Here is a 24,567-nt window from a genome sequence, read left to right on the forward strand (position 1 = left end):
TCGGTGCTCCGTGGCGGGACGTGCCGGAACGCTATGGGCATTGGCAGTCGATCTACCACAAGCGCCAACTCCACGGTCGCACCGGTCAAGGACGCATCCGTGGGTTCGCGCTTGGCGACCGGATCAAGTGGACCACCACTGCCGTCAACACCCTCGGCGAGCTCAAACGCACGGTGCTCTCCGGAGATGCGTCTCGCCCGACGGATTTCACGGTCACAGAAGCGCCCGTCTTGGCAGGGGACACACAGGGAACCGTGTTTGAGGCCATCAACCCGCCCAAGAACATCACACGGCTCGAATCCGACAATGCGGTTGCTCGCCTGACAGCGAATTTCGCGGTGTTCCTCGCGGAGCACCCGGAGGTGACGATCAGCGTCGACGGCACGCCACTTGACCATCAGGCAGCCGAGCGCCACCGGTTCGAGAAGGAACTCACCGACTTTCAGGACGCCAACGGGCGTCATCCGGTTCTGCGGATCATCGAATGGAGAGAGGCGTCCGGGCGCGCCATCAACCTCTGCCACACTGACGGCACTGTTCGCGCAACCTTCGCCCCACAGATCCATACGCCGAACCTGGACAACTACACCGCGTTCGTCCTGTCCGATCTCAGCGACATGACCGACGCCGAACTCGCAGCCGGCGAACTGAGCGACGAAATCAACGACCTGCTCGCCAGCGTCCGCGAGGAGATCAAGACCTACTACAACAGTCGTGACGTCGAGCGTCGCGCCGAAAAGGTGCGCGAGTGGAAACAGGACGGCGTCTATCCGTACGAGGGAGAACCAGAAGGCGAAGTCGACAGGCTGGAGCGTGAGGCATTTGACTACGTCGCCACCACCGTCGCACGCAAACTGCCCAAGAGCACCAAAGCGCTGCGAAGCACCCTCGGGCTAATTCAAGCCAGCATGTCGAGCCAACCATCCGACACCAAGAACGTCCTCGAACACGTCGTCGGCATCACCAAACGAGAAATGAGTCAACTCTCCGATCTGCTCGACCGAACCCGATTGTCACAGATCATCGAAGCCAATACCAAGGTCACGAACCGGCTCGATTTCCTCATGGCGCTCGAAGAGATGGTGTTCGAGCCGGAATCCCGAAAGACCACCCTGGAACGGACCCAACTTCACAACTTGCTCGAAATTCATCCATGGATGTTCGGCGACGATTAGAGACGATGGCAAGCGACGCGAGTCTGGACCGGGTCCTTGAAATCCACCTCTCCCACCTGCGCGGCCCTGACTATCCGCCGTTGGAGCCTGTTCGAAGGGCCGACGGCACCGTTGGCCGCATCGACCTCGCCCTTCTGGGCCAAGAGAAACGAGCGGTCGATCGGTCAGATTACCTTGTAGTCGAACTCAAAAGACCGTCCGTCAAAATTACCGAAAAGGAGGTGTCCCAGATCAAGTCGTACGCCCGCGCGGTCGCACAAGATCCACAGTTCGAGGCTCGAGCGTCGCATTGGGACTTTCTCCTAGTTGGAACGATCATCGACGAAGGAGTCCGCCTAGACCTTGCGACGAATCCACGGGGATTACTGCAGGATTGGAACGATAAGGGTGTGCCGGTACGCATATGGGTCAAGACCTGGTCAGAAGCGATCGGCGAGCGAAAGGATCAGTTGCGATTCTTTAAGGACTCGCTCAACGACGGCGCAGCCAGAGAGCACGCCATGGACTACCTCAACCGCAACTTCGCCGAACACCAGATCCCGGTGAATCTTCGCCGTGTCGATCCTGACGCGGCCGAATCGTCGTCTGAAGAAGATTCAAATCCCGATGCCAACTGAACGGCTGTCCGCATCGCGGCGAGTTCGGTGAGCCTCATGTGCCTCCTGTCTCGGTGAAGGCAGCGAGGAATTTGGCGACCTGGTGGACTCGCCTATGCCGACGAAGGGAGTCGGCCGGTGCGTGGGCCTTTGCCATGCAGACTCCCGGAACTGACCGCCTGGGCCGGGTCCATGCGATGTTCGCCTGGTGGACGACACCGTCAATTGGCCCCGCAACCCAGTGATCGGTGACGGGGCCTCAAGCCTCGATCACGGCGTGACCACGAGCTCAAACACCCACCACAGTTCCCGCAGGGACCCGAAATCACCGCGCCAGGAGCCACGGACGCAACAACCAAAGCCTGCTGCTCAGCCGCCCCAGAGCACGCCACGGCCGACGACAGCCATAGCCCCAGCCCACGCAGCCACAGGCACGTCCCTACGCCACGCAATCCGACTTGGTAGTTCGCGGCAGTATTGCTTGGTGTGGAACATCGGCAACGTCCACAGGTACTGGGAGGACGTGTCGAGCTTCGCGTGGTAGGCCATCGCCAGCGCCTGCAGGTAGGCGCCCCGGTGGTGGTACATCACGCCCTTGGGGCGGCCGGTCGTCCCGCTGGTGTAGTTGATCGACAGCAGCGACCGCTCGTCGGCGACCTCGACGCGATGCGGCTCGGCGCCGTCGACGAGCTCGTCGTAGGACTCGGAGTCGATCACCGGGATCGACTGCCGCCCCAACGCGTCCCGGTGCTCGGTGTCGACCAGGACGAGGCTCGCTCCGCTGTGCTCCAGGATGTAGGCGATCTCCGCCGGGGCCGCGTGTTGAGCGCGACCAGCACCGCACCCGCCAGCGGCACCCCGTAGTGGGCTTCCAGCAGGAGGTGCGTGTTCGGCGAGAGCACCGCGACCCGGTCACCGGGCTGGACGCCGCGCGCGGCCAGCAACCCGGCCAGCCGCTGCGCGCGCTGCCACAGCCGGGCGTAGGTGTCCCGGCGATCGCCGTCGACGACGGCGGGCCGGTCGGCGAACACGGCGGCCGCTCGTTCCAGGAAGGACACCGGCGACAGTTCCCGAAAAGCGATCCCGGTCAACGCGAAACCTCCCTCTCGCCCGTCGTCGGGCGGGCGGAGCATAACCACCCGGATCGCCTCGGGGCGAGGGGCGGAACTCCTGGCCGCGGGACATCTTCGACGACGAGCTCCTCACGACGTCTCCCGGGTGGCTGCGCCGGACTCCGCTCCCTCGGCCCTCAGAGCGACAGGAGCAGGACGCCGTCGAGCAGCAGCGCGATCGTCTTGAGGCCTTCGAGAACGACGTAGGCGTGGTGTTCGCGCGAACGCGAACGGGCTCCGCCCACCAGGACGTCCCGGGTGCGGCGGTTCAACCGGGGGCGCACTCCGATCAGCTGCACGAGCAGCGCTGCGATGGTCACCGCTCCCGCGACGAGCGCGGCTGGGGGCGGTGCCGCGAGCAGGAGCGCGGCGAGCAAGGCCGCGGCGAGAACGCTCTCCACGGCGTTGAGCGCGCGAAAGACCCGGCGGCCGATGCTGAGACCGATCGGCACCGTCACCCCGGGGGCGCGGAACTTGATCGGCGCCTCCAGGAACGAGAGCGCCAGCACCATGCCGAGCCAGACGAAGCTCACGGCGACCGCAGTCGCCCAGGATCCGCTCACCGCTTCCCGTCCGCAGCCGCGGAACCGCCGTCTCGCGCGGGGCCGACGTCGAGCACGAGCGCCTGGCGACGCTGGTGGACGGTGAGGTAGCGCAGACCGTCGGGTCCTGCCGTGAACTGGCGGCGTGCCCGGCGCGGGAGCCACACCAGCGCTCCCGCGCTGAGTTCCACGGTGTCGAGTTCGGTCTCCAGCCGGCCGCTGCCGACGAGAACGTGGATCAGCACGTCCAGGTCCGGGCCGACGTGCGCGTCGATGCGGCCGTTCGCGGGCAGCGCGATGATGTTGGAGTCCAGGTCCCGCTCGCGGAACGGAAGCGTCCACACGGCGCCTGCGGCAGCGCGCTCTCCGCCGTCGGGTACTTGCTCGGCCGTGTTGAGCAGGATCCTGGGCAGCGGGGCGGCCGCCAGCTTGGTGATCTTGATGCGCCAGTCGCGCGGCTCGCGGCGGAGGTATTCCCACCGGTGGCTGCCCGGGTGCTCCACCTCGAACTCGTCCCGCAGGTGCTTCGGGTCGTGGTCGTTGATCAGCACGAACGCGTCGCCGACCGACAGATCGGCGTAGGTGGTGAAGATCGTGGGGTGCTTGTCCGGCTTGCGCAGCGGGCGAACGTCCAGCTCCTGGACCGGCTGCGGGGACGGCTCCACCGGCATCGACGCCTCCTGAGGAGTTCTTACAAGTTCACGTTGTGTAAACTCTACGACACGGCCTGCGCCATCGGGGAGCGACCCGACGGCCGCGCGAGAGCCGGTGATTCCGGCGCCACCACCGCGAGGAAGGTGACAGCATGCCGAGCCGGAACAACAGGCCGCAGGGCACGGGCCGACGCGACGACATCGTCCAGGCTCTGCGCACGGCGGCACGGCCGTTGCCGATCGCGGAGATCGCCGACCAGCTCCAGGTGCACCCGAACACCGTCCGGTTCCACATGGACGCGCTCGTCGCCAACGGCCAGGTCGAACCCGTGAGCCCGCAGCACCGGACCCCGGGCCGACCGCCCCGGCTGTTCCAAGCGGTGGCGGGGATGGACCCGACCGGACCCCGGCACTACCGCCTGCTGGCCGAAGTCCTGGTCAACGCCATCGCCGCGGCGCCCGACCGAGCCGACCGCGCGGTCGAGGCCGGCAGCACCTGGGGGCGCAAGCACGGCACACCGACGAGCGCTCGCCCGAACGACTCGGACGAGGCCGTCGACGACCTCGTCGCACTGCTCGACGACATCGGCTTCGCTCCGGAGAGCGAGCCCGATCGCGAGTCCGGCGGTGCGCCGCGGATCAGCCTGCGGAACTGCCCGTTCCTCGAACTCGCCGCGACCGAGCCGCAGATCACCTGCGCGATCCACCTCGGCCTGATGCGAGGAGCGGTGGAGGCGCGGGAATCCCCGATCGCGGTCGAGCGGTTGGAGCCGTTCGCCGCGCCCGACCGCTGCGTCGTCCACCTGGCCACCAGCGAGAAGGATCGATGATCACGACAGCGGGGAGATCATGAGCGAACCCGACGCCCAGGGCGAGCCGGCCTGCTGGCTGGCCCGCGTCTGCCCGGAATGCGGTCGCATCGCCGACGAGGCCCCGCCCACCCGCTGTCAGAACTGCGGTGCGGAGATCGACCCGGACGGCGAGTGAACGATCACCGCCCGGCGCGGGCGCCCGGTGAGCTGCTGTGCGCCCAGCCACAACCGGCGGGACGCAGATCACCCGTTGTGGAATATCAGATGCGACTTACCTAATCTCCGGAACGTGCGATTGACCCAGGGAACCGACGTGGCGCTGCGCATCGTCATGCGCTTGGCCGTGCTCGACGACCACGCGCCGACGACGACCCGAGAGGTGGCCGCGGCCGTGGCCGTCCCGCGCAGCCATGCCGCGAAAGCGGTGACCAGGCTGCAACACCTCGGCACCATCGAGGCACGCCGGGGCCGGGGCGGTGGCCTGGCGCTGAGCCCGGCCGGGCGCAACACGTCGGTCGGCCACCTGGTTCGCGCGCTCGAAGGCAGCGGCGACGTGGTGGACTGCGAGGGCGACCAGCAGCCGTGCCCGTTGCGCCACGCCTGCCGCCTGCGGATCGCGCTCGCCGAGGCCCAGGAGGCCTTCTACGCATCGCTGGACCCGCTCACGGTCCAGGACCTGATCGCCTCCCCCACCGGTCCGGTGCTCCTCGGCCTGAACCCGCCGGCGGCCGCCGGCTGACCGCGGCTGTCCGGACCGCGTTGATCGCACGCAACAAATACGAATCTGACATGACACTTTGGAGTACGCGCATGCTGTCCGAGAAGTCGGCCGACACGGTCCGAGCGACCCTGCCCGCCGTGGCCGCCGCGATCGACGACATCGCCGACCGCTTCTACGACCGGCTGTTCACCGCCCACCCCGAACTGCTGCGCGATCTCTTCAACCGCGGCAACCAAGCCGACGGCTCGCAACGACGGGCTCTGGCCGGCTCCATCGCGGGTTTCGCATCCGCACTGGTGCAGCAGCCCGACTTCGCGCCCACCGCGATGCTGCGCCGCGTCGCGCACAAGCACGCCTCGCTGGGCATCACCCGCGACCAGTACGACATCGTCCACACGCACCTGCTCGCCGCGATCGTCGACGTCCTCGGCGATGCGGTGACCGAGGACGTCGCGGAGGCCTGGAGTGAGGTCTACTGGCTGATGGCCGAGGCGCTCGTCGAGCAGGAGGCGTCGTTAGCGGCCGAGTCCGCACCGTGGCGCGACTACCGGGTGACCGGCCGCTACCGGGAGACCGACACCGCCGTCACCTTCCACCTGCGGCCGGCCGACGGTTCCGCCGCACCGGACTTCTCCCCCGGGCAGTACGTTTCGGTGCAAGTGCCGCTGACGGACGGAGCCCGCCAGATCCGCCAGTACAGCCTGTCCGGAGCCCCCGCCGAAGCCCTGCAGATCACGGTCAAGAAGGAGACCGGAGAACCGGCGGGCGAGGTTTCCCACCACCTCCACGATCATGTCGGTGAAGGTGACCTGCTCCGCGCCAGCGCCCCGTTCGGCGACGTCACGCTCGACGACGGGGAGGGCCCCGTGCTGCTGATCTCGGCGGGCATCGGCTGCACTCCCATGATCGGGATGCTCGCTCACCTGGCCGCCACGGGTTCCGCTCGCCGCGTCGTCGCGGTGCACGCCGACCGCACGCCCGACACGCACGCACTGCGCGAGGACCTGCACCAGCTGGTCGACAAGCTGCCCGACGCGACCGCTCACGTCTGGTACGAGGAACCCGATCGAGGATGGCCGGAGAACCGCACCGGCATCGTCGATCTGTCCACCGTGGACCTGCCGCCCGCGAGCACGGCCTACGTGTGCGGACCGCGCCCGTTCATGCACGCCGTGCGCGATCAGCTCCGCCGAGGTGGAGTCGCCGCCGACGACATCCACTACGAGGTCTTCGGCCCGGACCTGGGCGCATGAGCGTCAGAACTCGAAACCGCCCGGCTTGCCGTTGCGGTCGGCGACGAGACCGGCGAGCGTCGCGATGGCGATCTCGGGCGGGGTGCGGGAGCCGATGTTGAGTCCGATCGGCCGGTGCACGCGCGCGATCTGGACGTCGTCCACGCCCAGATCGCGCAGCGCCTGCACGTGCGGGCCCGCGTGCCGGGGGTTGCCCATGATCCCGATCCAGCGCGCCTCGTGCTGCAGGGCGTCGCGCAGCATCGGTCCGAGCTCGTCGCGGTGGTGGTCGGTGACGACCACGTCGGTGCTCGGGCTCAGCTCCGGCATCCCGCTCAGCGCGTCGAGGCCCTCCGCTCGCTGCGGGTCGGGTTCGACGAGCAGCGTGTCGTAGCCGAGGTCCCGGCCGTAGCGCAGCAGGTGTTCGGCGACCGGCGAGGCGAAGACGGCCGCCAGCACTCGCCGTCCGGACTCGCTCGGCACTTCACCGTGCGCGACCGCGCACGCGGCATCCTCGGTCATGCGCCCAGCATGCCAGCCGCGCTGCGGCCAGGACCACTCCCGCTACAGCCGGGTCGCGGTGGCCAGCCAGGCCGGGACGTCCACCTGCTCGCCGTCGGCGACCCCGAACACCCGGGCGTGCTCACCACTGGCGACGCCCCGGTAGGTGCTGGGGCGGACGCGCTCCAGCCGCCAGCCGTCGGCGAACACGCGCGGGAAGACCGACTCGGCGACCCGCGGCCCGAGCGCGGGCTCGACGTCGGCCAGCGCCAGCACGTGCACGGTCGCGCCAGGCCGGCACACGCCGTGCAGGCTGCGCGCGTAACGGACCTGGTCGTCGTCGCCGAACACGTGGAACAGGGCGCTGTCGACGACCGTGTCGTAAGGGCCGCCGGTCAGCGCCAGCGCGTCGGCGACCGCGAAGCGCGCGGGCACCTCGCGCTTCGCGGCGTTGGCCTGGGCGAGCTCGATCGCGTGCGGCGCGGAGTCCACGCCCAGCACGTCGTAGCCGAGCTCGGCGAGCAGGATGGCGTGCTCGCCGGTGCCGCAGCCGGGGTCGAGCACCGCTCCCCCGATCTCGCCGCCGCGTTCCAGCTCGACGATCGCCTGCTGCGGCGCACCGATCACCCAAGGTGCGGTACCCGCCACGTACGCCTCGTCGAATACTGAGCGATCCACTGACGTTCCCATGAGGTGTTCCCTTCGTTCGAGCAGGTCACCTCAGCCTGCAACCTCCAGCTAACTGGAGGTCAACGCCGCAGCGGGCCGGGGCCGGGCGTGATGCGCGCCACTCGTCGATCCACTGGGAATTACCGAGTCCTCGCTTATGTTGGTTGATAGTGACAGACTCAAGTAGATGGCGGCGATGCTTCGCAACACCGCTACGAGGAGGTTGAGAATGGCGACGTTCTTCGGACCGGTCGGTGGCCCGTTCGACGAGTACTTCGCGCGCTTCTTCGGGCCCGACGACGCGGCGTCCGGCTCGCGCCGCGTCGACATCACCGAGCTGATGACCGAGCAGGCGCAGCAGTTGGTCGGTGAAGCAGCGAAGTTCGCCCGCGACCGCGGTCAGGGCAGCCTCGACGCCCTGCACCTGGTGTGGTCGGCCGCCAAGCAGGAGCCGACCCGGGCGCAGCTGGCGCAGCTCGGCGTGGACACCGCGTCGTTCGCCAAGCAGGTCGAAGGACACCTGCCCGCATCGGGCGGCCCGGCTGACGACGAGTCGATCTCGTTGACGCTGGCGGCGCGGACCGCGCTGGCCGACGCCCACCGGGTGGCTCGTGCGCTGGGCTCCACCTACATCGGCCCGCAGCACCTGCTGCTGGCGCTGTCGGCGAACCCCGAGACGGAGGCAGGCCGGCTGCTCGCCTCCGCCGGTGCGGGACCGGAAGCCCTGCGGGACGCCGGTCAGCGGCCCGCTGCCCCGCAGCAGGCTCCGCAGTCCAGCCCCAGCGGCCTCGCGACGCCGACGCTGGACGAGTACGGCACGGACCTCACCGAGCGAGCCCGCGACGGCCGCCTCGACCCGGTGATCGGCCGCGCCGACGAGATCGAGCAGACCATCGAGATCCTGTCCCGCCGCACCAAGAACAACCCGGTGCTGGTCGGTGAGGCCGGCGTCGGCAAGACCGCGATCGTGGAGGGCCTGGCCCAGCGCATCGCCTCCGGCGACGTCCCCGAGGTGCTCACCGGCAAGCGGGTCGTGCAGCTGGACCTCTCGGCGATGCTGTCGGGCACCCGCTACCGCGGTGACTTCGAGGAGCGGATGACCAAGGTCATCGACGAGATCTCCGAGCACAGCGGCGAGCTGATCGTGTTCATCGACGAGCTGCACACCGTCGTCGGCGCCGGTGGTGCCGAAGGCGCGATGGACGCGGGCAACATGCTCAAGCCGCGGCTGGCGCGCGGTGAGCTGCACGTCGTCGGCGCCACCACGCTCGACGAGTACCGCAAGAACATCGAGAAGGACCCGGCCCTGGAACGCCGCTTCCAGCCGGTCCAGGTTCCCGAGCCGAGCGTGGCGGACACGATCACGATCCTGCAGGGCTTGCAGGAGCAGTACGAGCAGCACCACAAGGTGTCCTACACCGATGAGGCGGTGCAGGCCGCCGCGAAGCTGTCCGACCAGTACATCAACGACCGGTTCCTGCCTGACAAGGCGATCGACCTGATCGACCAGGCGGGTGCGCGCAAGCGCCTGAACTCCGGGATCTCCGACGACACCGAGTTGCGGGAGCGGGTCGAGCGGCTGGAGCAGCAGAAGAACGAGGCCGTCTCCGCCGAGGACTACGAGCGCGCCTCCGCGCTGCGCGACGAGATCACCGCCGCGCAGGGACGCCTGGACCAGGGCGTGTCGGGCGTCGTCGAGGTCGGTCCCGCCGACATCGCCGAGGTCGTCTCGCGGGCGACCGGTGTGCCGGTGTCCCGGCTGACCGCCGAGGAGAGGGTCCGGCTGCAGAGCCTGGAATCGGAGCTGCACCAGCGGGTCGTCGGCCAGGACGACGCCGTGCGGGCGCTGTCCCGCGCGGTCCGGCGCTCCCGCAGCGGTCTGGGCGACCCGAACCGCCCGGTGGGCAGCTTCCTGTTCCTGGGCCCGACCGGCGTCGGCAAGACCGAACTGGCCAAGGCCCTGGCGGAGTCCCTGTTCGGCGACGAGCAGCGGATGATCCGGTTGGACATGAGCGAGTTCCAGGAGCGGCACACGGCCAGCCGCCTGGTCGGCGCCCCGCCCGGGTACGTCGGGCACGGCGAGGCCGGTGAGCTGACCGAGTCGGTCCGCCGGAACCCCTACTCGGTGGTCCTGCTCGACGAGATCGAGAAGGCGCACCCGGACGTGTTCAACACGCTGCTGCAGGTCCTCGACGACGGGCGGCTGACCGACGGTCAGGGCCGCACGGTGGACTTCAGCAACACGGTGCTGATCATGACCAGCAACCTGGCTTCGGAGGTCGTCTCCAGCGCGGGCGGCAAGATCGGCTTCACCGCCGGCAGCCCGACCCAGGACCTGGAGGAGCGGGTCATGCCGAAGCTCAAGGACGCCTTCCGGCCGGAGTTCCTCAACCGCATCAACGAGATCGTGGTGTTCAAGCGCCTCGACGGCGAACAGCTGCACACCATCACGCGGGCGCTGCTGTCGACCACCACGAAGCGGCTGGCCGGGCTGGGCATCGACGTCGTCTTCGACGACGACGCGGTGGCCTGGGTGTCCGACCGCGGCTACAAGCCCGAGTTCGGGGCGCGGCCGCTGCGCCGGGCCATCGAGCGCGAGGTCGACGACCGGATCAGCGACCTGCTGCTGGACGGTCAGCTCACCGAGGGCACCCGGCTGCGCGTCGGCACCCGCGACGGCGGTCTGGACTTCCAGGTGGAGTCCCCGGTCGCCGCGTGAGCAGATGAGTCACCAAGAGGCGGGCACCTGCGGGTGCCCGCCTCCTCTCGTGCCCGCAACGACTCGACACGGATTCCCGTTTACCCTGGTCATGGCATTGCGGGTTGCTGCGCGCGTCCCCCGGATTGACCCTTCACAGCACGTTCCCACGTTGCGATACTTGTTCAACCAGGCGGGATTGACCCGGTGGAGGTGAGCGATGCTCCCCAGGGACGAGCAGCGCCGCCTGCGAGAGATCGAGCAACATCTCGTCGACGACGATCCCAGGCTCGCGCGCAGGCTGAGCCAGACCAGCATGTTCGGCTACGTGCGAGCGCACGTCTCCGCCCGGTTGGCGATGGTCGCCTGCGCGGGCGTGCTGTCGATCATGTGCGTGTTCCTCAACGAGGGCGCGGCGGCGCTGACCGCCGCGGCGCTGGCCGGGGTCCTGCTGATCTCACGAAACTGGCGGCTCGGCCTCGACTGATCATCCACTGTGGCCGGTGGAGGGCGCGCGTCACCGCGAACGCGCTGCGCCCGAACGTCTCGCGGCCTCCTGCCCCCACACGCCGAGGTGTGCCGGGTTTGATGCGTGCGCGGGTCCGCGAGGAGAATCGATCGCCGGACTGATTCTTCCGGGGTTGGGAGTTCGTGATGACCACTGTCGCCTTCCTGGGCACCGGCACGATGGGTGCGCCGATGGCGCGGAACCTGCTGGCCGCCGGGTTCGACCTGCGCGTGTGGAACCGCACGCGCAGCCGGGCCGAGCCGCTGGCCGAGTCCGGCGCCGTCGTCGTCGACTCCCCCGCCGAGGCGGCGCGGGGCGCGGACGTCCTGGTGACGATGCTGCTCGACGCGGAATCCACGCTCGCCGCAGGCCGTGAAGCGGCAGCCTCCCTCGATCCCGGTGCCGTGTGGGTGCAGATGGGCACCATCGGCCTGCCGGGCACCGAGTCGGTGTGCCGGGCCGCCGCCGAGACCGGTGGCGTCGCCGTGGTGGACGCGCCGGTGCTGGGCACGAAGGTCCCGGCGGAGAAGGGCGAGCTGGTGGTGCTGGCGGCCGGCGCACCGGATCGGCGCGACCGCGTGCAGCCGCTGTTCGACGCGGTCGGCACCCGCACGCAGTGGGTCGGCGAGGACCCGGCCCTGGCCGGCGGGTCCCGGCTGAAGCTGGTCGCCAACAACTGGGTCCTCACCCTCACCAACGCCGTGGGCGAATCCATCGCGCTCGCCGAGGACCTGGACGTGGACCCGTCCCAGTTCCTCGCCGCCATCGAGGGCACCGCGACCGATTCCGCCTACGCGCACATGAAGGGCGCTGCGATCATCAGCGGCGAGTACCCACCCTCGTTCACGCTCTCCGCCGCCGCGAAGGACGCCGGGCTGGTGGCCCAGGCGGCGAGCGACGGGGTGCGGCTGGACCTCGCCGAAGCGGTCAGGGCCCGGTTCGCCCGAGCCCTGACCGCCGGACACGGCGACGAGGACATGGCCGCGGTGTACTACGCGTCGAGGCGGTGAGTCACCGCGCTCGCCGTGGCGCCTCGACGGTGAACGCACCGCGCAGCCGGATGTCGCGCGAGGATTCGCCGACGTGGACCCGGTACTCGCCGGGCGCGACGGCCCAGTCCCGCGTCAGCTCGTCCCAGTAGGCCAGCGCGCGATCGGTGAGGGTGAACTCCACCGACGCCGCGCGTCCCGGTTCGAGGGTGATCTTGGTGAAGCCCTTGAGCTGCTGCGGGGGCTGCGGCACGTCCTCGCGCGGCGAGGGCAGGCCCAGGTACAGCTGCGGCACCGCGTGGCCCGCGCGAGCGCCGGTGTTGGTGACCACCACGCTCACCCGGTCGCCGCTGATCCGCAGGTCGGAGTAGGCGAAGGAGGTGTAGGACAGGCCGTGGCCGAACGGGAAGGCCGGTTCGATCTCCTGCGCGTCGTAGTGCCGGTAGCCGACGAACACGCCTTCGGTGAAGTGCACGTCCAGGCCCTTGCCCGGGTAGCGGGCGGCATCGCCCGCGGTCGGGGCGTCCTCGTCGCTGGCCGGGAAGGTCAGCGGGAGCCGGCCACCCGGGTCGACGTCGCCGAACAGCACCCTGGCGATCGCCGAGCCGGCGTTGGCGCCCGGGTACCAGGCTTCCAGCAGCGCCCGCGTCCGGTACCGCCACGGGGTGCGCACCGGCCCACCGGTTTCCAGCACCACGACGGTGCTGGCGTTGGCGTCCAGAGCCGCGTCGATGATCGCGTCCTGGTTCGCCAGCGGGTTGCCGAGCGCGGGCGGCGGGAACTGCGCGATCCCCGAGTCCAGGTCGAGGTTCGGCTTGTCCAGGAACTCCGACATCATGTCCGAGGCGATCACCACGACGACGTCGGCGTTGCGAGCGGCTTCCGCCGCGGCCGCCGGGGTCTTGCCCGGTTCGTGGACGACGGTGATGCCGGCCTCGGCGGCGCGCTGGGTGATGCCCTGCAGCGGTGAGATGAAGCTGTAAGGGGTGGTCGAGGACGAACCGCCGCCCTGCACGAACTTCTCCGCGGCCTCCCCGATCACCGCGATCGTCCTGCCGCGCAACGCGGTCGGGTCCAGCGGCAGCAGCCCGTCGTTGCGCAGCAGGGTCATTCCCTGCTCGGCGACGCGTCCGGCGGTGTCGAGGTGAGCCGCCTTGTCGATCTGGCTGTCGTCGTTCGGGTACTCGGCCCGGTCGAAGATGCCGTGCGAGAACATGGTTCGGAGGATCCGGCGCACGTGGTCGTCCACATCGGACGTCGCGGCCTGCCCGGAGGCGAGCGCGGCGTGGATCGCGACCGGGGAGTACACCAGGGCGGGCCAGGGCTCGAAGTCCATGCCGTTGGCCAGCGAGTTGCCGGTCGAGTGCATCGCGGCGTAGTCGGCGATGGTGTAGCCAGTGAAACCCCACTCGTGCTTGAGCAGGTCGTTGAGCAGCCACTGGTGCTCGCAGGCGTATTGGCCGCCGACCCGGTTGTAGGAGCCCATGACCGCACCGACACCCGCTTCGCGGACAGCGGCCTCGAACGGCGGCAGGTAGATCTCGCGCAGCGTCCGCTCGTCGACCACGGCGTTGTAGAGCATCCGCGAGCCGACCACGCCCAGCTGGCCTTCCTGGGTGTAGGCGGCGAAGTGCTTGACGCAGACCATGACGCCTTCGGAGTGCGCTCCGGCGGCCCAGCCGACACCGATGCGCGCGGACAGCAGCGGATCCTCGCCGAACCCCTCGAAAGCGCGGCCGGACGTGGGGATCCGCAGCACGTCGACGGTCGGCCCGAACACCACGTCGTTGCCCTTGCAGCGCACCTCGTTGGCCACGGTGGCGCCGTAGGTCCGGGCCAGCTCGGGGTTGAACGAGGCCGCCAGCGACGTACCGGAGGGCATGGAGGTGCCGCTGCCCTGCCGGGACCCGACGGGGCCGTCGCCGTAGTAGACCGGCGGAATCCCCAGCCGTTCGACGCCGTGGCCGGTCCCGGTGTGGCCGAACCCGGCGGCACCGGCGAGGTCGTCACCGCCGAGCAGCGAGATCTTCTCGTCCAGGGTCAGCTCGCGCAGCAGCATCGACGCGCGCTGGTCGGGCGGGAGCGCGGGGTCGCACCACGCGTGGTCTCCGCAGCGCCCCGGCACGGCTGCCGCCGTCCCGGTGGGCAGCGCGGTGGCCAATCCGGCCAGTCCGGCAGCGGTCATGAGTGTCCGGCGGTTCACTGGGTGCATCTGGCGCAGGGTCCCTCTCACTCCGTACGTCGTACGATTTGACCCAGTTTCCGCCAATGATCGCTGTGGATCATCGCCCGGATGCAGTAGTGATGCGCTGCCTGCGGTGCGCGGCCATCCGGACCGGAGCGTTGGCGACGCCGTAACCGGCGTAGTCGCCGAGCCGCTGGACGAGTTCGAAGAACACCCGCGAGCCGAACAGCTCCGTGAACAGGTGCAGGAACTCCCCGCCCGCGTCGCGGTCGTAGAGCACCGAGCAGCGCCGCAACGACGCCAGCAGCTCGGGTTCCAGCCCGAAGCGGGCGTCGAGGTCGTCGTAGTAGTTGTCCGGGATCGCCAGCACGGGGGCGCCAGAGACTCGCAGCCGCTCGGCCGCCGCGAGCACGTCGGTGCAGGAGAAGGCGATGTGCTGCGGGTCGCGGACCGCCGGCGCCCACTCCCCTCGGCGCACCAGGGTTCCGTTGAGCGCGATGCGCACCGAGCGGCCGGTGTCGACCATCCCGCGGTTGCGGACCATGCCGAAAGGGGCCGCGTACTCGGTGATCTCCTCCGGCTCCAGCCCCAGCACCGACCGGCAGAACAGCGCGGCCTCGTCGAAGTGGTCGAACGGCTGGGTCAGCGACACGTGGTCGATACCGGTGATCCCCAGTCCGCCCGTCGGCTCCTCGGTGTCGCGGAAGTCCGACAGCCACCCCTCGGGTGCGGCGGTGTCGCAGAAGAACACGCCGGTGCCGTCGGGTGCGGCGACCGAGGCCAGGCCCGCTTCCTGCGGGCCGTGCTCGCGAGGCAGGATCGGCGAGCTCATCGCCTCGGCCCGGCGGGCCGAGCGCTGCGGATCGGAGCTCTCGACCGCCAGCGCACCGATCTCGGCGGTGTCCGCGCACGAGGAGCTGGTGTTGATCAGCACTCGCGCGCGGCCCTGCTCCCAACGGCGGACGGATTTGCTGCGGTGCTCGCCGGTCTCGGTGAAGCCGAGCGCCTGGAGCGCCGCCGCGAGCCCGGTCGAGCCCGCGGGGTCGGCGACGAGTTCGGCGAAGGCGTAGCCGTCGAGCACGGGTGCGGGTTCGGCGACCGGGATGCCGAGCTGCTCCTCCAGCAGTCGCAGCGAGCGCATCGCGTCCACCGCAGCGGGTTTCGGATCGGCCTGCCGGAACACGTCGTTGAAGACCTCCAGCGACAGCGGCCCGGTGTAGCCGGCGTCGAGGACGTTGCCCGCGAAGGTCTTGAGGTCGAACGAGCCCTGTCCCGGGAACAGCCGGTGGTGCCTGCTCCACTGCAGCACGTCCATGTCGAGCTTCGGCGCGTCGGCCAGCTGCAGGTAGAACAGCTTGTCGCCGGGGATCGTGCGGATCAGTGCCGGGTCACCGCCGCGGGAGAGCACGTGGAAGGAATCCAGGCACAGCCCGAGCGCCGGGTGATCGGCGCTGCGCACGATCCGCCACGAGTGCTCGTAGGTGTTGACGAAGCGACCCCAGGCCAGTGCCTCGTAGGCGACCCGCACTCCCCGGTCCTGCGCGCGCTCGGCCAGCATCCGCAGCTGCTCGGCGGCCAGCTCGTCGTCGTCGACGGCGTCCGGGGACACCGTCGAGCACACCAGGACCATCTCGGCGCCCAGCTGCTCCATGACGTCGAACTTGCGCTCGGCGCGGCGGAGGTTGTCGCGCAACCGCGCGGGCGGAACGGCCTCGAAGTCGCGGAACGGCTGGTAGAGGTCGACCGACAACCCCAGGTCCCGGCAGCGCGCACCGATGCCGGAGGGGGAGGCCGCCGAGGCGATCAGGTCGTTCTCGAAGATCTCCACACCGTCGAAACCGGCTGCGGCAGCGGCGGCGAGCTTGTCCTCCAGGGTCCCCGAGAGGCAGACCGTGGCGATGGACCGTCGTGGCTCAGACATGTGCTCCCTCCAGTTCGGCGAAGTGCCGCACCATCCGTTCAGCATCCGGTTCCAGCCCGGTGAACAGGCGCAACGAGTCGGCCGCCTGGAACACCGCCATGCCACCGCCGTCGAGCACCCGGCAGCCGCGCGCCCGCGCGGTGGCGACGAGTCCGGTCTCCAGCGGGCGGTAGACGACGTCGGCGACCCACAACCCGGGCCGCAGCAGCTCGGCGGGCACCGGGAGCCCGGGATGCGCGGCCATCCCGGTCGGCGTGGCGTGCACCAGACCGTGCGCCTGCGCCAGCTCGTCGGCCAGTTCGCCGCTGACGACCGCGCGCGGCGGCAGGGAGTCGGCGAGCGCGGCGGCCCGCTCGGCGTCCTTGTCGAGGATGCGCACCTGCCCGGCGCCCAGCGCCAGCAGCGCGTGCGCCACCGCGGCTCCCGCACCGCCCGCGCCGAGCAGCAGCACCCGCTCCAGCGACGCACCGGGCAGGCCGCGCCGGAAGCTGCGGGCGAACCCGGAGTGGTCGGTGTTGTGGCCGATCGCGCGCCGACGGTCGAAGACCACCGTGTTCACCGCGCCGAGCGCGGCCGCGTCCTCGTCGACCTCGTCGAGGTGTTCCAGCACGAGTTGCTTGCAGGGGTGGGTGATGTTCAGACCCCGGTAGCCCTCGGCGCCGGCGCGGGCCAGCAGTTCTCCCACGGCCGCGGGTGACTCACCCAGCTCGTCCAGATCCCACCGCAGGTAGCGGTAGTCGAGGCCGAGCTCGGCGGCCTCCCGCTCGTGCAGCGCGGGACTCAGGGACGGACCGATGCCCGCACCGATGAGGCCCACCAGGTAGCCGTCGTGCACTCCGCACTCCCCAATAAGTAACGAACTAGCTAGTTAATAGTACGCACACGACCTCCCCGCCCGGAAGGCTTCGTCGACTAGAGTGGCGCTGAAGTGCAACAACCGCAGGGGAGCATCGTGGCCGCACCGACGTCCGACACCGGAGCGATCAAGCAGCGCGACGCCGACCGGACGCGCGCCGAGATCCTGCGGGTGGCCACCGAGGAGTTCGCCGACAAGGGCTACGCCGGTGCCCGGGTGGACGAGATCGCCGCGCGCACCAGCACCACCAAGCGGATGATCTACTACTACTTCTCCGGCAAGGACAAGCTCTACCTCGCGGCGCTGGAGAACGCCTACTCGGTGATCCGCGGCCTGGAGAGCCAGGTCGACGTCGATCAGCTCGAACCCGCCGAGGCGATCCGCCGGCTAGCCGAGCTGACCTTCGACCACCACGAGTCGCACCCGGACTTCCTGCGGCTGGTCAGCATCGAGAACATCCACCGCGCCGAGCACCTGGCCAAGTCCGAGCTGCTGCCCGGCCTCGCCGGCCCCGCGGTGGAGGTGCTCGACGGCGTGCTGCGGCGCGGGCGCGAGAGCGGGCAGTTCCGCGACGACGTCGACGCGCTGGACGTGCACATGATGATCAGCTCGTTCTGCGTGTTCCGCACCGCCAACCGCTACACGTTCCAGGCGATCTTCGAGCGCGACCTGCTCGACCCGCAGCGCCGCGACCACTACCGCCGGATGCTCGGCGACATGGTGCTCGACTTCTTGTCGCACAGCTGAAATCGGGCCTTGACACACGTTCACGGGCGCTTCACAGTCTTTGGAACTAACTAGATGGTTCATAAGTCACCGCGCAACGGTGCACGGACTCGCTGGAGCTGAAAGTGACCGACGGCCCGAGAGCCACCCGGGGCAAACCGCGCAAGGCGGCGATCGCCGCGTGGATCGGAAGCGCGCTCGAATACTACGACTTCTTCATCTACGGCACCGCCGCCGCGCTGGTGTTCAAGAAGATCTTCTTCCCCACCTCCGACCCCACGACCGGCACGCTGCTCGCGCTGGCGTCCTTCGGCGTCGGCTACCTGGCGCGGCCGATCGGCGCGTTCGTCCTCGGCCACATCGGTGACACCTTCGGCCGCAAGCGGGTCCTGGTCTCCACCGTCCTGCTGATGGGGATCTCCACGGTCCTGGTCGGCTGCCTGCCCACCTACGACCAGATCGGCCTGGCCGCCCCGGTCCTGCTGGTGGTGTTGCGCCTGCTGCAAGGCTTCTCGGCCGCCGGTGAGCAGGCGGGCGCCAACTCGATGTCGCTGGAGCACGCACCGGAGAACCGGCGCGCCTACTACACGAGCTTCACCCTCAGCGGCACGCAGGCCGGCCAGATCCTGGCCACCGCGGTCTTCCTCCCGGTGGCGGCGCTGCCGGAGGAGCACCTGCTCAGCTGGGGCTGGCGGGTGCCGTTCTGGCTCAGCGCACTCGTCGTGATCGTCGGCCTGGTGATCCGCAGCAAGCTCGACGAGACACCCGTGTTCGTCGACGAGGTCGCCGAAGGCGAGCAGGACAGGACTCCCCTCCTCCCGCTGTTCCGCGAGCACTGGGCGGGCGTGCTCCGGGTCGTCGTGGCATCGGTGATCTCCGCGGTGAGCACCATCTTCACCGTCTACGCGCTGAGCTACGCGGTGAACACCGTGGGGCTGGCGGAAACCCCGATCCTGTGGGTGGGCGTGCTGGCCAACGTCGTTGCGCTGGCGTCGATTCCGCTGTGGGCTGCGCTGTCGGACCGGATCGGCCGCAAGCCGGTGTTCATCGGCGGCTCGGCGGGGTGCGCTGTGCTGATGTTCGGTTACCTGTGGTCGCTGTCGATCGGCAGCTGGGCGCTGATCTTCACCTTCGGAATCCTGCTCTTCGGCGTCGTCTACAGCGCTACGAACGGGATCTGGCCGGCGTTCTACGGCGAGATGTTCCCCGCGAAGGTGCGGCTGTCGGGCATGGCCGTGGGAACCCAGATCGGGTTCGCGCTGGCCGGTTTCTCCCCCAGCATCGCCGAGGCGATCGGCGGCGGCCGGGAGGGCTGGATCTACGTCGCCCTGTTCACCGCGGGCCTCTGCGCCCTCAACATCATCGCGGTCGCCTCCGCCCGCGAAACCCACACCACCCCAACGCCGAACCTGGGTCTGCCCAGAACTCCGGCCGCGGCCTGACGACCACCCGGCCCCGATCTCGGCGGAACTCCTGATCCGCCGAGATCGGAATTCCGCCGCGCGCCGAAATCGGGTGATCCGGCACTTCCTGAACGCGTTGCACGGCGGCGGCGATCCCGGGTGGTGGGACCGCGACCGGTTTCGTTGACCTGCCGGGAGGGGGCTGCGAGCATCCCTGTCGTGTTCACCCGGAACGCCTTCTCCTGGCGCCTGCACGTCGATCTGCGACGGCAGGCCAGCTCCATCTGTCCGGCTCAGTAGAGCCTTCCGGCTTTCCGCGCGCGTCCCCGCCGATCGCCGAGGAGCGCGCGAGATCAGCGGGAAGTTTTCATGAAAACTTCCCCACCACCCCACTTCGCCCGGTGACCTCGTCTCCCGGGCTGATTCGTCATGCCTCCCAGATGGAGTGAAACACCTTGCGCCGTCGTGATTTCCTGTCCTTGGCCGCTGCCGGTTCGGCAGCCGGCCTGCTCGCCGCGTGCTCCGGGGGCCGCGGTGGTGACGCGGAGTCGGCACCCGTGCCGCCACCCGTCGCGCCCGACCAGCTCACCGGGGTGACGCTGCGCGTCGGCGACCAGAAAGGAGCCTCCCAGTCGCTGCTGCGCTCCGCCAGGCTGGACGACTTCCCCTACAAGATCGAGTGGGCGACCTTCACCTCCGGACCGCCGCTGCTGGAAGCGCTGTCGGCCGACGCCATCGACATCGGCGGCACGGGCAACACTCCCCCGCTGTTCGCCGGTGCCGCCGGTGCCGATATCAAGATCGTGGCCGCTTCCCAGGGCAACGTGGAGAGCGACGCGCTGGTCGTGCTGCCGAACTCACCGCTGCGGTCCCGGGACCAGCTCCGCGGGCGCAAGATCGCCGTCTCCAAGGGCAGTTCCGCGCACGGTCAGATCCTGCAGACGCTGGCCGCCGTCGGCCTCACGCCCGACGACGTCGAACTCGTCTTCCTGCAACCCGCCGACGCGCTCGGCGCGTTCAAGCAGGGCGCGGTGGACGCGTGGGCGATCTGGGATCCCTACTTCGCGCAGATCCAGATCGAGTCCGGCGCGCGCTCCATCGCCGACGGGCGCGGTGGCGGCGCCAACGGCTACAGCTTCCAGGTCGCGGGCACGTCCGCGCTGGCCGATGCGAAGCGCAACAGCGCGATCGCCGACTACCTGACGCGGCTGGCCAGGGCCAATCGGTTCGCCGACGCCAACCGCGAGAAGCGCGCGCAAGCCTGGTCGCAGGACACCGGATTGGCGATCGAGGTCACCCGCAAGGCCACCGAGCTGGGTCCGGACCTGCCGGTCGCGCTCGACGACAAGGTGATCCGCTCCGAGCAGGAGCTCGCCGACACCTTCGTCGCGGCGAAGGAGATCCCCCGCCGGTTCAGCTTCGCCGAGTTCGTCGACAACCGATTCGCGACGCAACTCGCCACCGCCTAGGGGCCGAAGAAGTGCGGCGGAGCCGCGTCCTCTTCCACCACCTGAGCAGCCTGCACCGTCGTGTGGGGTGGGGAAGTTTTCATGAAAACTTCCCCACCCCTACCCCACCCGCACGAACCCGCTCCTCGCCCACCGCCTACCGCCCACCGCCCAGGGGAAGTTCAGATGCCGATCACCACTCACTGGTTCCTGCCCACGCACGGTGACGGCCGGTCCGTCGTGGACCGCCCGCACACCACGCCGACCGGGGCCGACACACCGCGCAGACCCGACATCGACTACCTGGCCCAGGTCGCGCAGGCGGTGGAGCACCTCGGCTTCACCGGCATGCTCACGCCCACGGGCAGCTGGTGCCAGGACGCCTGGATCACCACGGCGGCCCTGCTGGCGCGCACCAGCCGGGTCAAGTTCCTGGTGGCGTTCCGGCCCGGTTCGCTGTCGCCGACCTTGGCAGCGCAGCTCGCGAGCACCTACCAGAAGGTCTCCGGGGGACGGCTGCTGCTCAACATCGTCACCGGAGGTGAGTCGACCGAGCAGCAGCGCTACGGCGACTGGCTCGGCCACGACGAGCGCTACGCGCGCACCGACGAGTTCCTGGCCGTGCTGCGCGGCATCTTCGCCGGCGAGCCGTTCGACTTCGACGGCGAGCACTACAGCGTGCGCGGGGCGACGTCGTTCGAAGCGCCCGAACCCGTGCCGCCGCTGTACTTCGGCGGCTCCTCGGACGCGGCGCTGCCCGTGGCCGCCCGACGCGCCGACGTGCACCTGACCTGGGGCGAGCCGCCGGAGGCCGTGGGCCGGAAGGTGCAGCGCCTGCGGGAACTGGCGGCCGAGGAGGGACGGCAGCTCCGCTTCGGCCTGCGCGCCCACGTCATCACCCGCGACACCAGCGCCGACGCCTGGGGCACCGCGCAGCGCTTCCTGGAGCAGATGGATCCCGCCGACGTCGCGGCCTCGCAGGCCAAGATCACCAAGACGGAGGCCGTCGGCCAGCAGAAGATGGCCGCCCTGCACGGCGGGGTCCTGCCCTCCCGCGCACGCGACCTGGAAGTCCACCCCGGACTGTGGGCCGGTGTCGGGTTGTTGCGCGGCGGGGCGGGTACGGCGTTGGTGGGCGATCACTCCGAGGTCGCCGACCTGATCGAGGAGTACCACGCGGTGGGCATCGACGAGTTCGTGCTCTCGGGCTACCCGCACCTGGAGGAGGCGTACTGGTTCGGCGAGGGCGTGCACCCCGAACTCGCACGCCGGGGCCTGCGCGCGACCGCGGCCGAAAGCACCGCTCGGGACCTGGAGCCCGCGCCGCACTGACCTCGGATGCGAATCGGCCCCGGTGGAGTCCACCGGGGCCGGTTCACGTGCGTCAGTAGCGGTTGCCGCCAGGGGCCGGGCGCTGCGGCGGGCGACCACCGGGAGCGCCAGGACGACCCGGGCCCGGGGGCTGCGCTCCCGGGCGACCCGCACCCGGTGGCGGTCCGGCGGGCGGGTTGCCCTGCGGCGGGCGTCCCTGGTTGGGCGCACCCGGACGACCCTGGCCGGGAGCGGCCGGACGACCGCCCTGGTTCGGCGGGGCGCCCTGCGGACGGCCCTGGTTCGGGGCACCGGGACGGCCACCACCGGGCGGCGGACCAGCGGGGCGGCCCTGACCCGGCGGGCGTCCCTGGCCGGGAGCACCGGGACGGGCCTGATTGGCTCCGGCGGGACGTGCCCCGGGACGACCGGCGGGCGGCTGAGCGCCGCGCTCCGGCCGGGAGGTCTCGGCCCGGGAGGGCCCGCGGTCGAAGTCGCGGTCGAAGTCCCGGTCCCGATCCAGGTCGAAGTCGCGGTCGAAGTCGTCGTCGTCCCGCCGCCTGCGACGCGGCATCCGCATCGGGGCCCGGGCCGATCCCTTGCGACTGTTGATCCACAGGTCGAAGCCGAAGATCGCCAGGGCCGCGATCAGGAACATCAGCCCGAGCAGCGGCACCCGCAGGACCAGCGCCGCTACGAGCGCGAGTACCAGCATCACGATGATCGGTACCCACGCGAACGGGTCGATCCGGTTCAGGATCGCGGAGATCCCGCCGGAATCGTCGCGGTCCGCGTCACGTGCCATCGAGACTCTCCAACTTCACTCTGCGCCCGGCCGCGGAAGTGTACCGGAGAACGACCTCCGGACCCGCGCCCGTCACCCGCCTCTGCGGGCCTGATCACGCCTGTTGTACGCCATCACCGACCGGCCAGGCGGACCTGGACGCTTCAGCGGCCCCATCGGCCCCGCCGCGACTGCGACGCGTCCGACGCGCCCGCCCACCGCCGGCCGAGCGGTCCTGTTCAAGATCATACTCGCGCGGAGGTTTCCCTTTGTTCACACCGGGTCCTCCACGGCGCGGCAATGCCCACGCGCGGGACCGGCGGGGCGTTGCGCTCCGCATTTCTCCGGCGGCCGCCCGTCCGGCGAGTTGCGGTGGGCGGAATTACACAGTCCACAGTGAATTCTTTGCCAGAGTTCCGGCATTGTGGGAACAGTGTGTTGATCACCGTTGTGCATCGGTCTCATCCGGACTCGTTCGCGCAGTTCACCGCCCCTGCAAGGGGTTTCAGCGCACGCCCGGTGAGGGCACTGAGCGGTCCGTGACGCTGGTTGCTCAAGATCACGCATACTATTGTGTTCGCTCGTAACTTTCCGGCGAACGAATGAGCCGGAGTCCCCAGTAACATTGATCGGGGCTGCGATGAGCACTGCCGACACGACCCTCGGCGAGCTGACGAGAAAGCAGTTGCAGAACCTCTGCCGAGTCGCGGGAATGGATCAGGCCGAACCCGTCCGATTGCTCGGCGAGGTGCTGGGCGAGGTGCGGGACCGGCCGTTGACGCAACCGCCGCTGTGGCCCTCGAACATCGCCGACGACGCCACCCCGGTCGAGTTCTCCGTGCAGGTCACCGGTACGAACCGCCCGAGCCTGCGGATCCTCGCCGAGACGCTGCCCGCCGACCCGGGTCCCACCGCCAACCTGCGCGCGGCCAAGGACCTGGTGGCCCGCCTCGCCGAGCGTTACGACCTGCCGCTGGACCGGTTGCGCGCCGTCGAGGACCTGTTCAGCCCGCAGGACCCGCAGGGCCGGTTCTCCTGGTGGTTCTCGTTCATCTTCGACTCCGCGGGCCGGCCCGCGTTCAAGGTGTACTTCAACCCCGAAGTGCGCGGCGCCGACCGGGCTCCGCAGGTCGTCGAGGAGGCGTTCCGCAGGCTCGGGCTCGATCACGCCTACGACGGCGTCCGCGAGCACGCGCTGTGCCGGGACGCCGACCGGCTGACGTTCTTCGCCCTGGACCTCGACCCCAGCCCGCAGTCGCGGGTCAAGCTCTACGTCTCCCAGTACGACGCCGACGTCGACGTCGTCGAACGAGCCGCCTCCGCGGTGCCCGGCATCGACCGCTACCAGGTCGGGGACTTCTGCCGGCTGCTGGTACCCGGCACCGAGCGCTTCCCCGGCCGGCCGCTGGTGTCCAGCTACTCCTTCGTCGAGGGGGACCGCGAGAAGCCCAGCAACTACAGCATCTACCTGCCGCTGCGCGACTACGTCCCGGACGACTCGGTGGCCCGCGACCGGGTCCGCGACCACCTGCGGGACCGGCTGATCGACCCGGCGCTGCTCGACGAGGTCATCGGTGCGATCACCGACCGCGATCTCGCCGCTCGGCACGGACTGCTCGCGCACGTCTCGCTGCGGATGAGCCCGGACGAGACCGGCACCACCGTCTACGCCTCCTCCGAGGCCTACGGCGGCAACGTCCCCCGGACCGCTGCCTGAAATGCCCG

21 protein-coding genes and 2 pseudogenes are annotated in these 24,567 nt (G+C 69.9%); 14 read left to right on the plus strand and 9 right to left on the minus strand.

The annotated features are described in order from the left end of the window. Both ACYVF3_RS18700 and ACYVF3_RS18705 read left to right on the plus strand, forming a co-directional pair. Positions 1-1,175: pseudogene (locus ACYVF3_RS18700) on the plus strand (hypothetical protein); the annotation flags it as partial. A gap of 5 nt (positions 1,176-1,180) precedes the next feature. After that, positions 1,181-1,792, plus strand: a complete 612-nt coding sequence (locus tag ACYVF3_RS18705; protein ID WP_461155514.1) for a hypothetical protein — start codon at positions 1,181-1,183, stop codon at positions 1,790-1,792. Between the two features lie 348 nt (positions 1,793-2,140). Here the strand turns inward: ACYVF3_RS18705 and ACYVF3_RS18710 are convergent. The 3 genes and pseudogenes from ACYVF3_RS18710 to ACYVF3_RS18720 form a co-directional block, all read right to left on the minus strand. Then, positions 2,141-2,904: pseudogene (locus ACYVF3_RS18710) on the minus strand (AMP-binding protein). A gap of 116 nt (positions 2,905-3,020) precedes the next feature. Continuing rightward, positions 3,021-3,395, minus strand: coding sequence for a hypothetical protein (locus ACYVF3_RS18715; RefSeq protein WP_461155637.1), 375 nt, complete (start codon positions 3,393-3,395; stop codon positions 3,021-3,023). Positions 3,396-3,442: 47 nt separating this feature from the next. Further along, positions 3,443-4,096, minus strand: coding sequence for a DUF2249 domain-containing protein (locus ACYVF3_RS18720; RefSeq protein WP_461155515.1), 654 nt, complete (start codon positions 4,094-4,096; stop codon positions 3,443-3,445). A 134-nt stretch (positions 4,097-4,230) separates the two neighbouring features. Here ACYVF3_RS18720 and ACYVF3_RS18725 point away from each other — a divergent pair, with 134 nt between their 5' ends. From ACYVF3_RS18725 to ACYVF3_RS18740, 4 genes are all read left to right on the plus strand, one after another. Beyond that, complete coding sequence (locus tag ACYVF3_RS18725) at positions 4,231-4,908, plus strand: helix-turn-helix transcriptional regulator (RefSeq protein WP_461155516.1); 678 nt, start codon at positions 4,231-4,233, stop codon at positions 4,906-4,908. A gap of 19 nt (positions 4,909-4,927) precedes the next feature. Next, positions 4,928-5,065, plus strand: coding sequence for a transposase family protein (locus ACYVF3_RS18730; RefSeq protein ID WP_461155517.1), 138 nt, complete (start codon positions 4,928-4,930; stop codon positions 5,063-5,065). 114 nt (positions 5,066-5,179) lie between these two features. Next, positions 5,180-5,629: an RrF2 family transcriptional regulator gene (locus tag ACYVF3_RS18735; RefSeq protein WP_461155518.1), complete on the plus strand. Its 450-nt coding sequence runs from the start codon at positions 5,180-5,182 to the stop codon at positions 5,627-5,629. A gap of 50 nt (positions 5,630-5,679) precedes the next feature. Further along, the gene (locus ACYVF3_RS18740) at positions 5,680-6,864 is read left to right on the plus strand and encodes a globin domain-containing protein (protein WP_461155519.1); all 1,185 of its coding nucleotides are present in this window, start codon (positions 5,680-5,682) and stop codon (positions 6,862-6,864) included. Between the two features lie 3 nt (positions 6,865-6,867). Here ACYVF3_RS18740 and ACYVF3_RS18745 read toward each other — a convergent pair whose 3' ends face one another. After that, on the minus strand, positions 6,868-7,365 hold the full coding sequence (locus ACYVF3_RS18745) for an XdhC family protein (protein ID WP_461155520.1): 498 nt from the start codon (positions 7,363-7,365) through the stop codon (positions 6,868-6,870). Positions 7,366-7,407: 42 nt separating this feature from the next. Next, positions 7,408-8,034 (minus strand): class I SAM-dependent methyltransferase, encoded by a 627-nt coding sequence (locus tag ACYVF3_RS18750; protein WP_461155521.1) that lies wholly within the window; start codon positions 8,032-8,034, stop codon positions 7,408-7,410. Between the two features lie 208 nt (positions 8,035-8,242). Here ACYVF3_RS18750 and ACYVF3_RS18755 point away from each other — a divergent pair, with 208 nt between their 5' ends. The 3 genes from ACYVF3_RS18755 to ACYVF3_RS18765 all read left to right on the plus strand — a co-directional run bounded on the left by ACYVF3_RS18755 (position 8,243) and on the right by ACYVF3_RS18765 (position 12,229). Further along, complete coding sequence (locus ACYVF3_RS18755; protein ID WP_461155522.1) at positions 8,243-10,732, plus strand: ATP-dependent Clp protease ATP-binding subunit; 2,490 nt, start codon at positions 8,243-8,245, stop codon at positions 10,730-10,732. Between the two features lie 199 nt (positions 10,733-10,931). Further along, positions 10,932-11,198: a DUF3040 domain-containing protein gene (locus ACYVF3_RS18760; protein ID WP_461155523.1), complete on the plus strand. Its 267-nt coding sequence runs from the start codon at positions 10,932-10,934 to the stop codon at positions 11,196-11,198. A gap of 164 nt (positions 11,199-11,362) precedes the next feature. Then, complete coding sequence (locus ACYVF3_RS18765) at positions 11,363-12,229, plus strand: NAD(P)-dependent oxidoreductase (RefSeq protein WP_461155524.1); 867 nt, start codon at positions 11,363-11,365, stop codon at positions 12,227-12,229. 1 nt (position 12,230) lies between these two features. Here ACYVF3_RS18765 and ACYVF3_RS18770 read toward each other — a convergent pair whose 3' ends face one another. The 3 genes from ACYVF3_RS18770 to ACYVF3_RS18780 all read right to left on the minus strand — a co-directional run bounded on the left by ACYVF3_RS18770 (position 12,231) and on the right by ACYVF3_RS18780 (position 17,149). Continuing rightward, a complete protein-coding gene (locus tag ACYVF3_RS18770) occupies positions 12,231-14,393 on the minus strand; it encodes a beta-glucosidase family protein (protein WP_461155525.1) in 2,163 nt (720 codons plus the stop codon). A 97-nt stretch (positions 14,394-14,490) separates the two neighbouring features. Continuing rightward, a complete protein-coding gene (locus tag ACYVF3_RS18775; protein ID WP_461155526.1) occupies positions 14,491-16,314 on the minus strand; it encodes a bifunctional sugar phosphate isomerase/epimerase/4-hydroxyphenylpyruvate dioxygenase family protein in 1,824 nt (607 codons plus the stop codon). Next, the gene (locus tag ACYVF3_RS18780) at positions 16,307-17,149 is read right to left on the minus strand and encodes a shikimate dehydrogenase (protein WP_461155527.1); all 843 of its coding nucleotides are present in this window, start codon (positions 17,147-17,149) and stop codon (positions 16,307-16,309) included. Before ACYVF3_RS18780 ends, ACYVF3_RS18775 begins: the two co-directional genes overlap by 8 nt. A gap of 117 nt (positions 17,150-17,266) precedes the next feature. Between ACYVF3_RS18780 and ACYVF3_RS18785 the strand changes: the two genes are divergently transcribed. The 4 genes from ACYVF3_RS18785 (at position 17,267) to ACYVF3_RS18800 (ending at position 22,079) form a co-directional block, all read left to right on the plus strand. Then, positions 17,267-17,917 (plus strand): TetR/AcrR family transcriptional regulator, encoded by a 651-nt coding sequence (locus ACYVF3_RS18785; RefSeq protein WP_461155528.1) that lies wholly within the window; start codon positions 17,267-17,269, stop codon positions 17,915-17,917. 104 nt (positions 17,918-18,021) lie between these two features. Next, on the plus strand, positions 18,022-19,338 hold the full coding sequence (locus ACYVF3_RS18790; RefSeq protein ID WP_461155529.1) for an MFS transporter: 1,317 nt from the start codon (positions 18,022-18,024) through the stop codon (positions 19,336-19,338). A gap of 416 nt (positions 19,339-19,754) precedes the next feature. Continuing rightward, the gene (locus ACYVF3_RS18795) at positions 19,755-20,768 is read left to right on the plus strand and encodes an ABC transporter substrate-binding protein (protein WP_461155530.1); all 1,014 of its coding nucleotides are present in this window, start codon (positions 19,755-19,757) and stop codon (positions 20,766-20,768) included. Positions 20,769-20,933: 165 nt separating this feature from the next. After that, on the plus strand, positions 20,934-22,079 hold the full coding sequence (locus tag ACYVF3_RS18800) for an LLM class flavin-dependent oxidoreductase (protein ID WP_461155531.1): 1,146 nt from the start codon (positions 20,934-20,936) through the stop codon (positions 22,077-22,079). 52 nt (positions 22,080-22,131) lie between these two features. Here ACYVF3_RS18800 and ACYVF3_RS18805 read toward each other — a convergent pair whose 3' ends face one another. Beyond that, positions 22,132-22,863 (minus strand): hypothetical protein, encoded by a 732-nt coding sequence (locus ACYVF3_RS18805; protein WP_461155532.1) that lies wholly within the window; start codon positions 22,861-22,863, stop codon positions 22,132-22,134. 619 nt (positions 22,864-23,482) lie between these two features. On the opposite strand from ACYVF3_RS18805, the gene ACYVF3_RS18810 reads away from it, so the two are divergent. Next, positions 23,483-24,559, plus strand: coding sequence for a tryptophan dimethylallyltransferase family protein (locus ACYVF3_RS18810; RefSeq protein WP_461155533.1), 1,077 nt, complete (start codon positions 23,483-23,485; stop codon positions 24,557-24,559). Positions 24,560-24,567 lie beyond the last annotated feature (8 nt).

The organism is Saccharopolyspora tripterygii (genome assembly GCF_054778355.1).

What these genes read in the sequence shown, in the direction of transcription:
- ACYVF3_RS18720 (WP_461155515.1), bottom strand. Translation starts at nt 4,096, where the DNA reads ATGCCGGTGGAGCCGTCCCCGCAGCCGGTCCAGGAGCTGGACGTTCGC.
- ACYVF3_RS18730 (WP_461155517.1), top strand. Translation starts at nt 4,928, where the DNA reads ATGAGCGAACCCGACGCCCAGGGCGAGCCGGCCTGCTGGCTGGCCCGC.
- ACYVF3_RS18770 (WP_461155525.1), bottom strand. Translation starts at nt 14,393, where the DNA reads ATGACCGCTGCCGGACTGGCCGGATTGGCCACCGCGCTGCCCACCGGG.
- ACYVF3_RS18750 (WP_461155521.1), bottom strand. Translation starts at nt 8,034, where the DNA reads ATGGGAACGTCAGTGGATCGCTCAGTATTCGACGAGGCGTACGTGGCG.
- ACYVF3_RS18715 (WP_461155637.1), bottom strand. Translation starts at nt 3,395, where the DNA reads ATGGTGCTGGCGCTCTCGTTCCTGGAGGCGCCGATCAAGTTCCGCGCC.
- ACYVF3_RS18745 (WP_461155520.1), bottom strand. Translation starts at nt 7,365, where the DNA reads ATGACCGAGGATGCCGCGTGCGCGGTCGCGCACGGTGAAGTGCCGAGC.
- ACYVF3_RS18725 (WP_461155516.1), top strand. Translation starts at nt 4,231, where the DNA reads ATGCCGAGCCGGAACAACAGGCCGCAGGGCACGGGCCGACGCGACGAC.
- ACYVF3_RS18810 (WP_461155533.1), top strand. Translation starts at nt 23,483, where the DNA reads ATGAGCACTGCCGACACGACCCTCGGCGAGCTGACGAGAAAGCAGTTG.
- ACYVF3_RS18775 (WP_461155526.1), bottom strand. Translation starts at nt 16,314, where the DNA reads ATGTCTGAGCCACGACGGTCCATCGCCACGGTCTGCCTCTCGGGGACC.
- ACYVF3_RS18760 (WP_461155523.1), top strand. Translation starts at nt 10,932, where the DNA reads ATGCTCCCCAGGGACGAGCAGCGCCGCCTGCGAGAGATCGAGCAACAT.
- ACYVF3_RS18800 (WP_461155531.1), top strand. Translation starts at nt 20,934, where the DNA reads ATGCCGATCACCACTCACTGGTTCCTGCCCACGCACGGTGACGGCCGG.
- ACYVF3_RS18805 (WP_461155532.1), bottom strand. Translation starts at nt 22,863, where the DNA reads ATGGCACGTGACGCGGACCGCGACGATTCCGGCGGGATCTCCGCGATC.
- ACYVF3_RS18705 (WP_461155514.1), top strand. Translation starts at nt 1,181, where the DNA reads ATGGCAAGCGACGCGAGTCTGGACCGGGTCCTTGAAATCCACCTCTCC.
- ACYVF3_RS18740 (WP_461155519.1), top strand. Translation starts at nt 5,680, where the DNA reads ATGACACTTTGGAGTACGCGCATGCTGTCCGAGAAGTCGGCCGACACG.
- ACYVF3_RS18755 (WP_461155522.1), top strand. Translation starts at nt 8,243, where the DNA reads ATGGCGACGTTCTTCGGACCGGTCGGTGGCCCGTTCGACGAGTACTTC.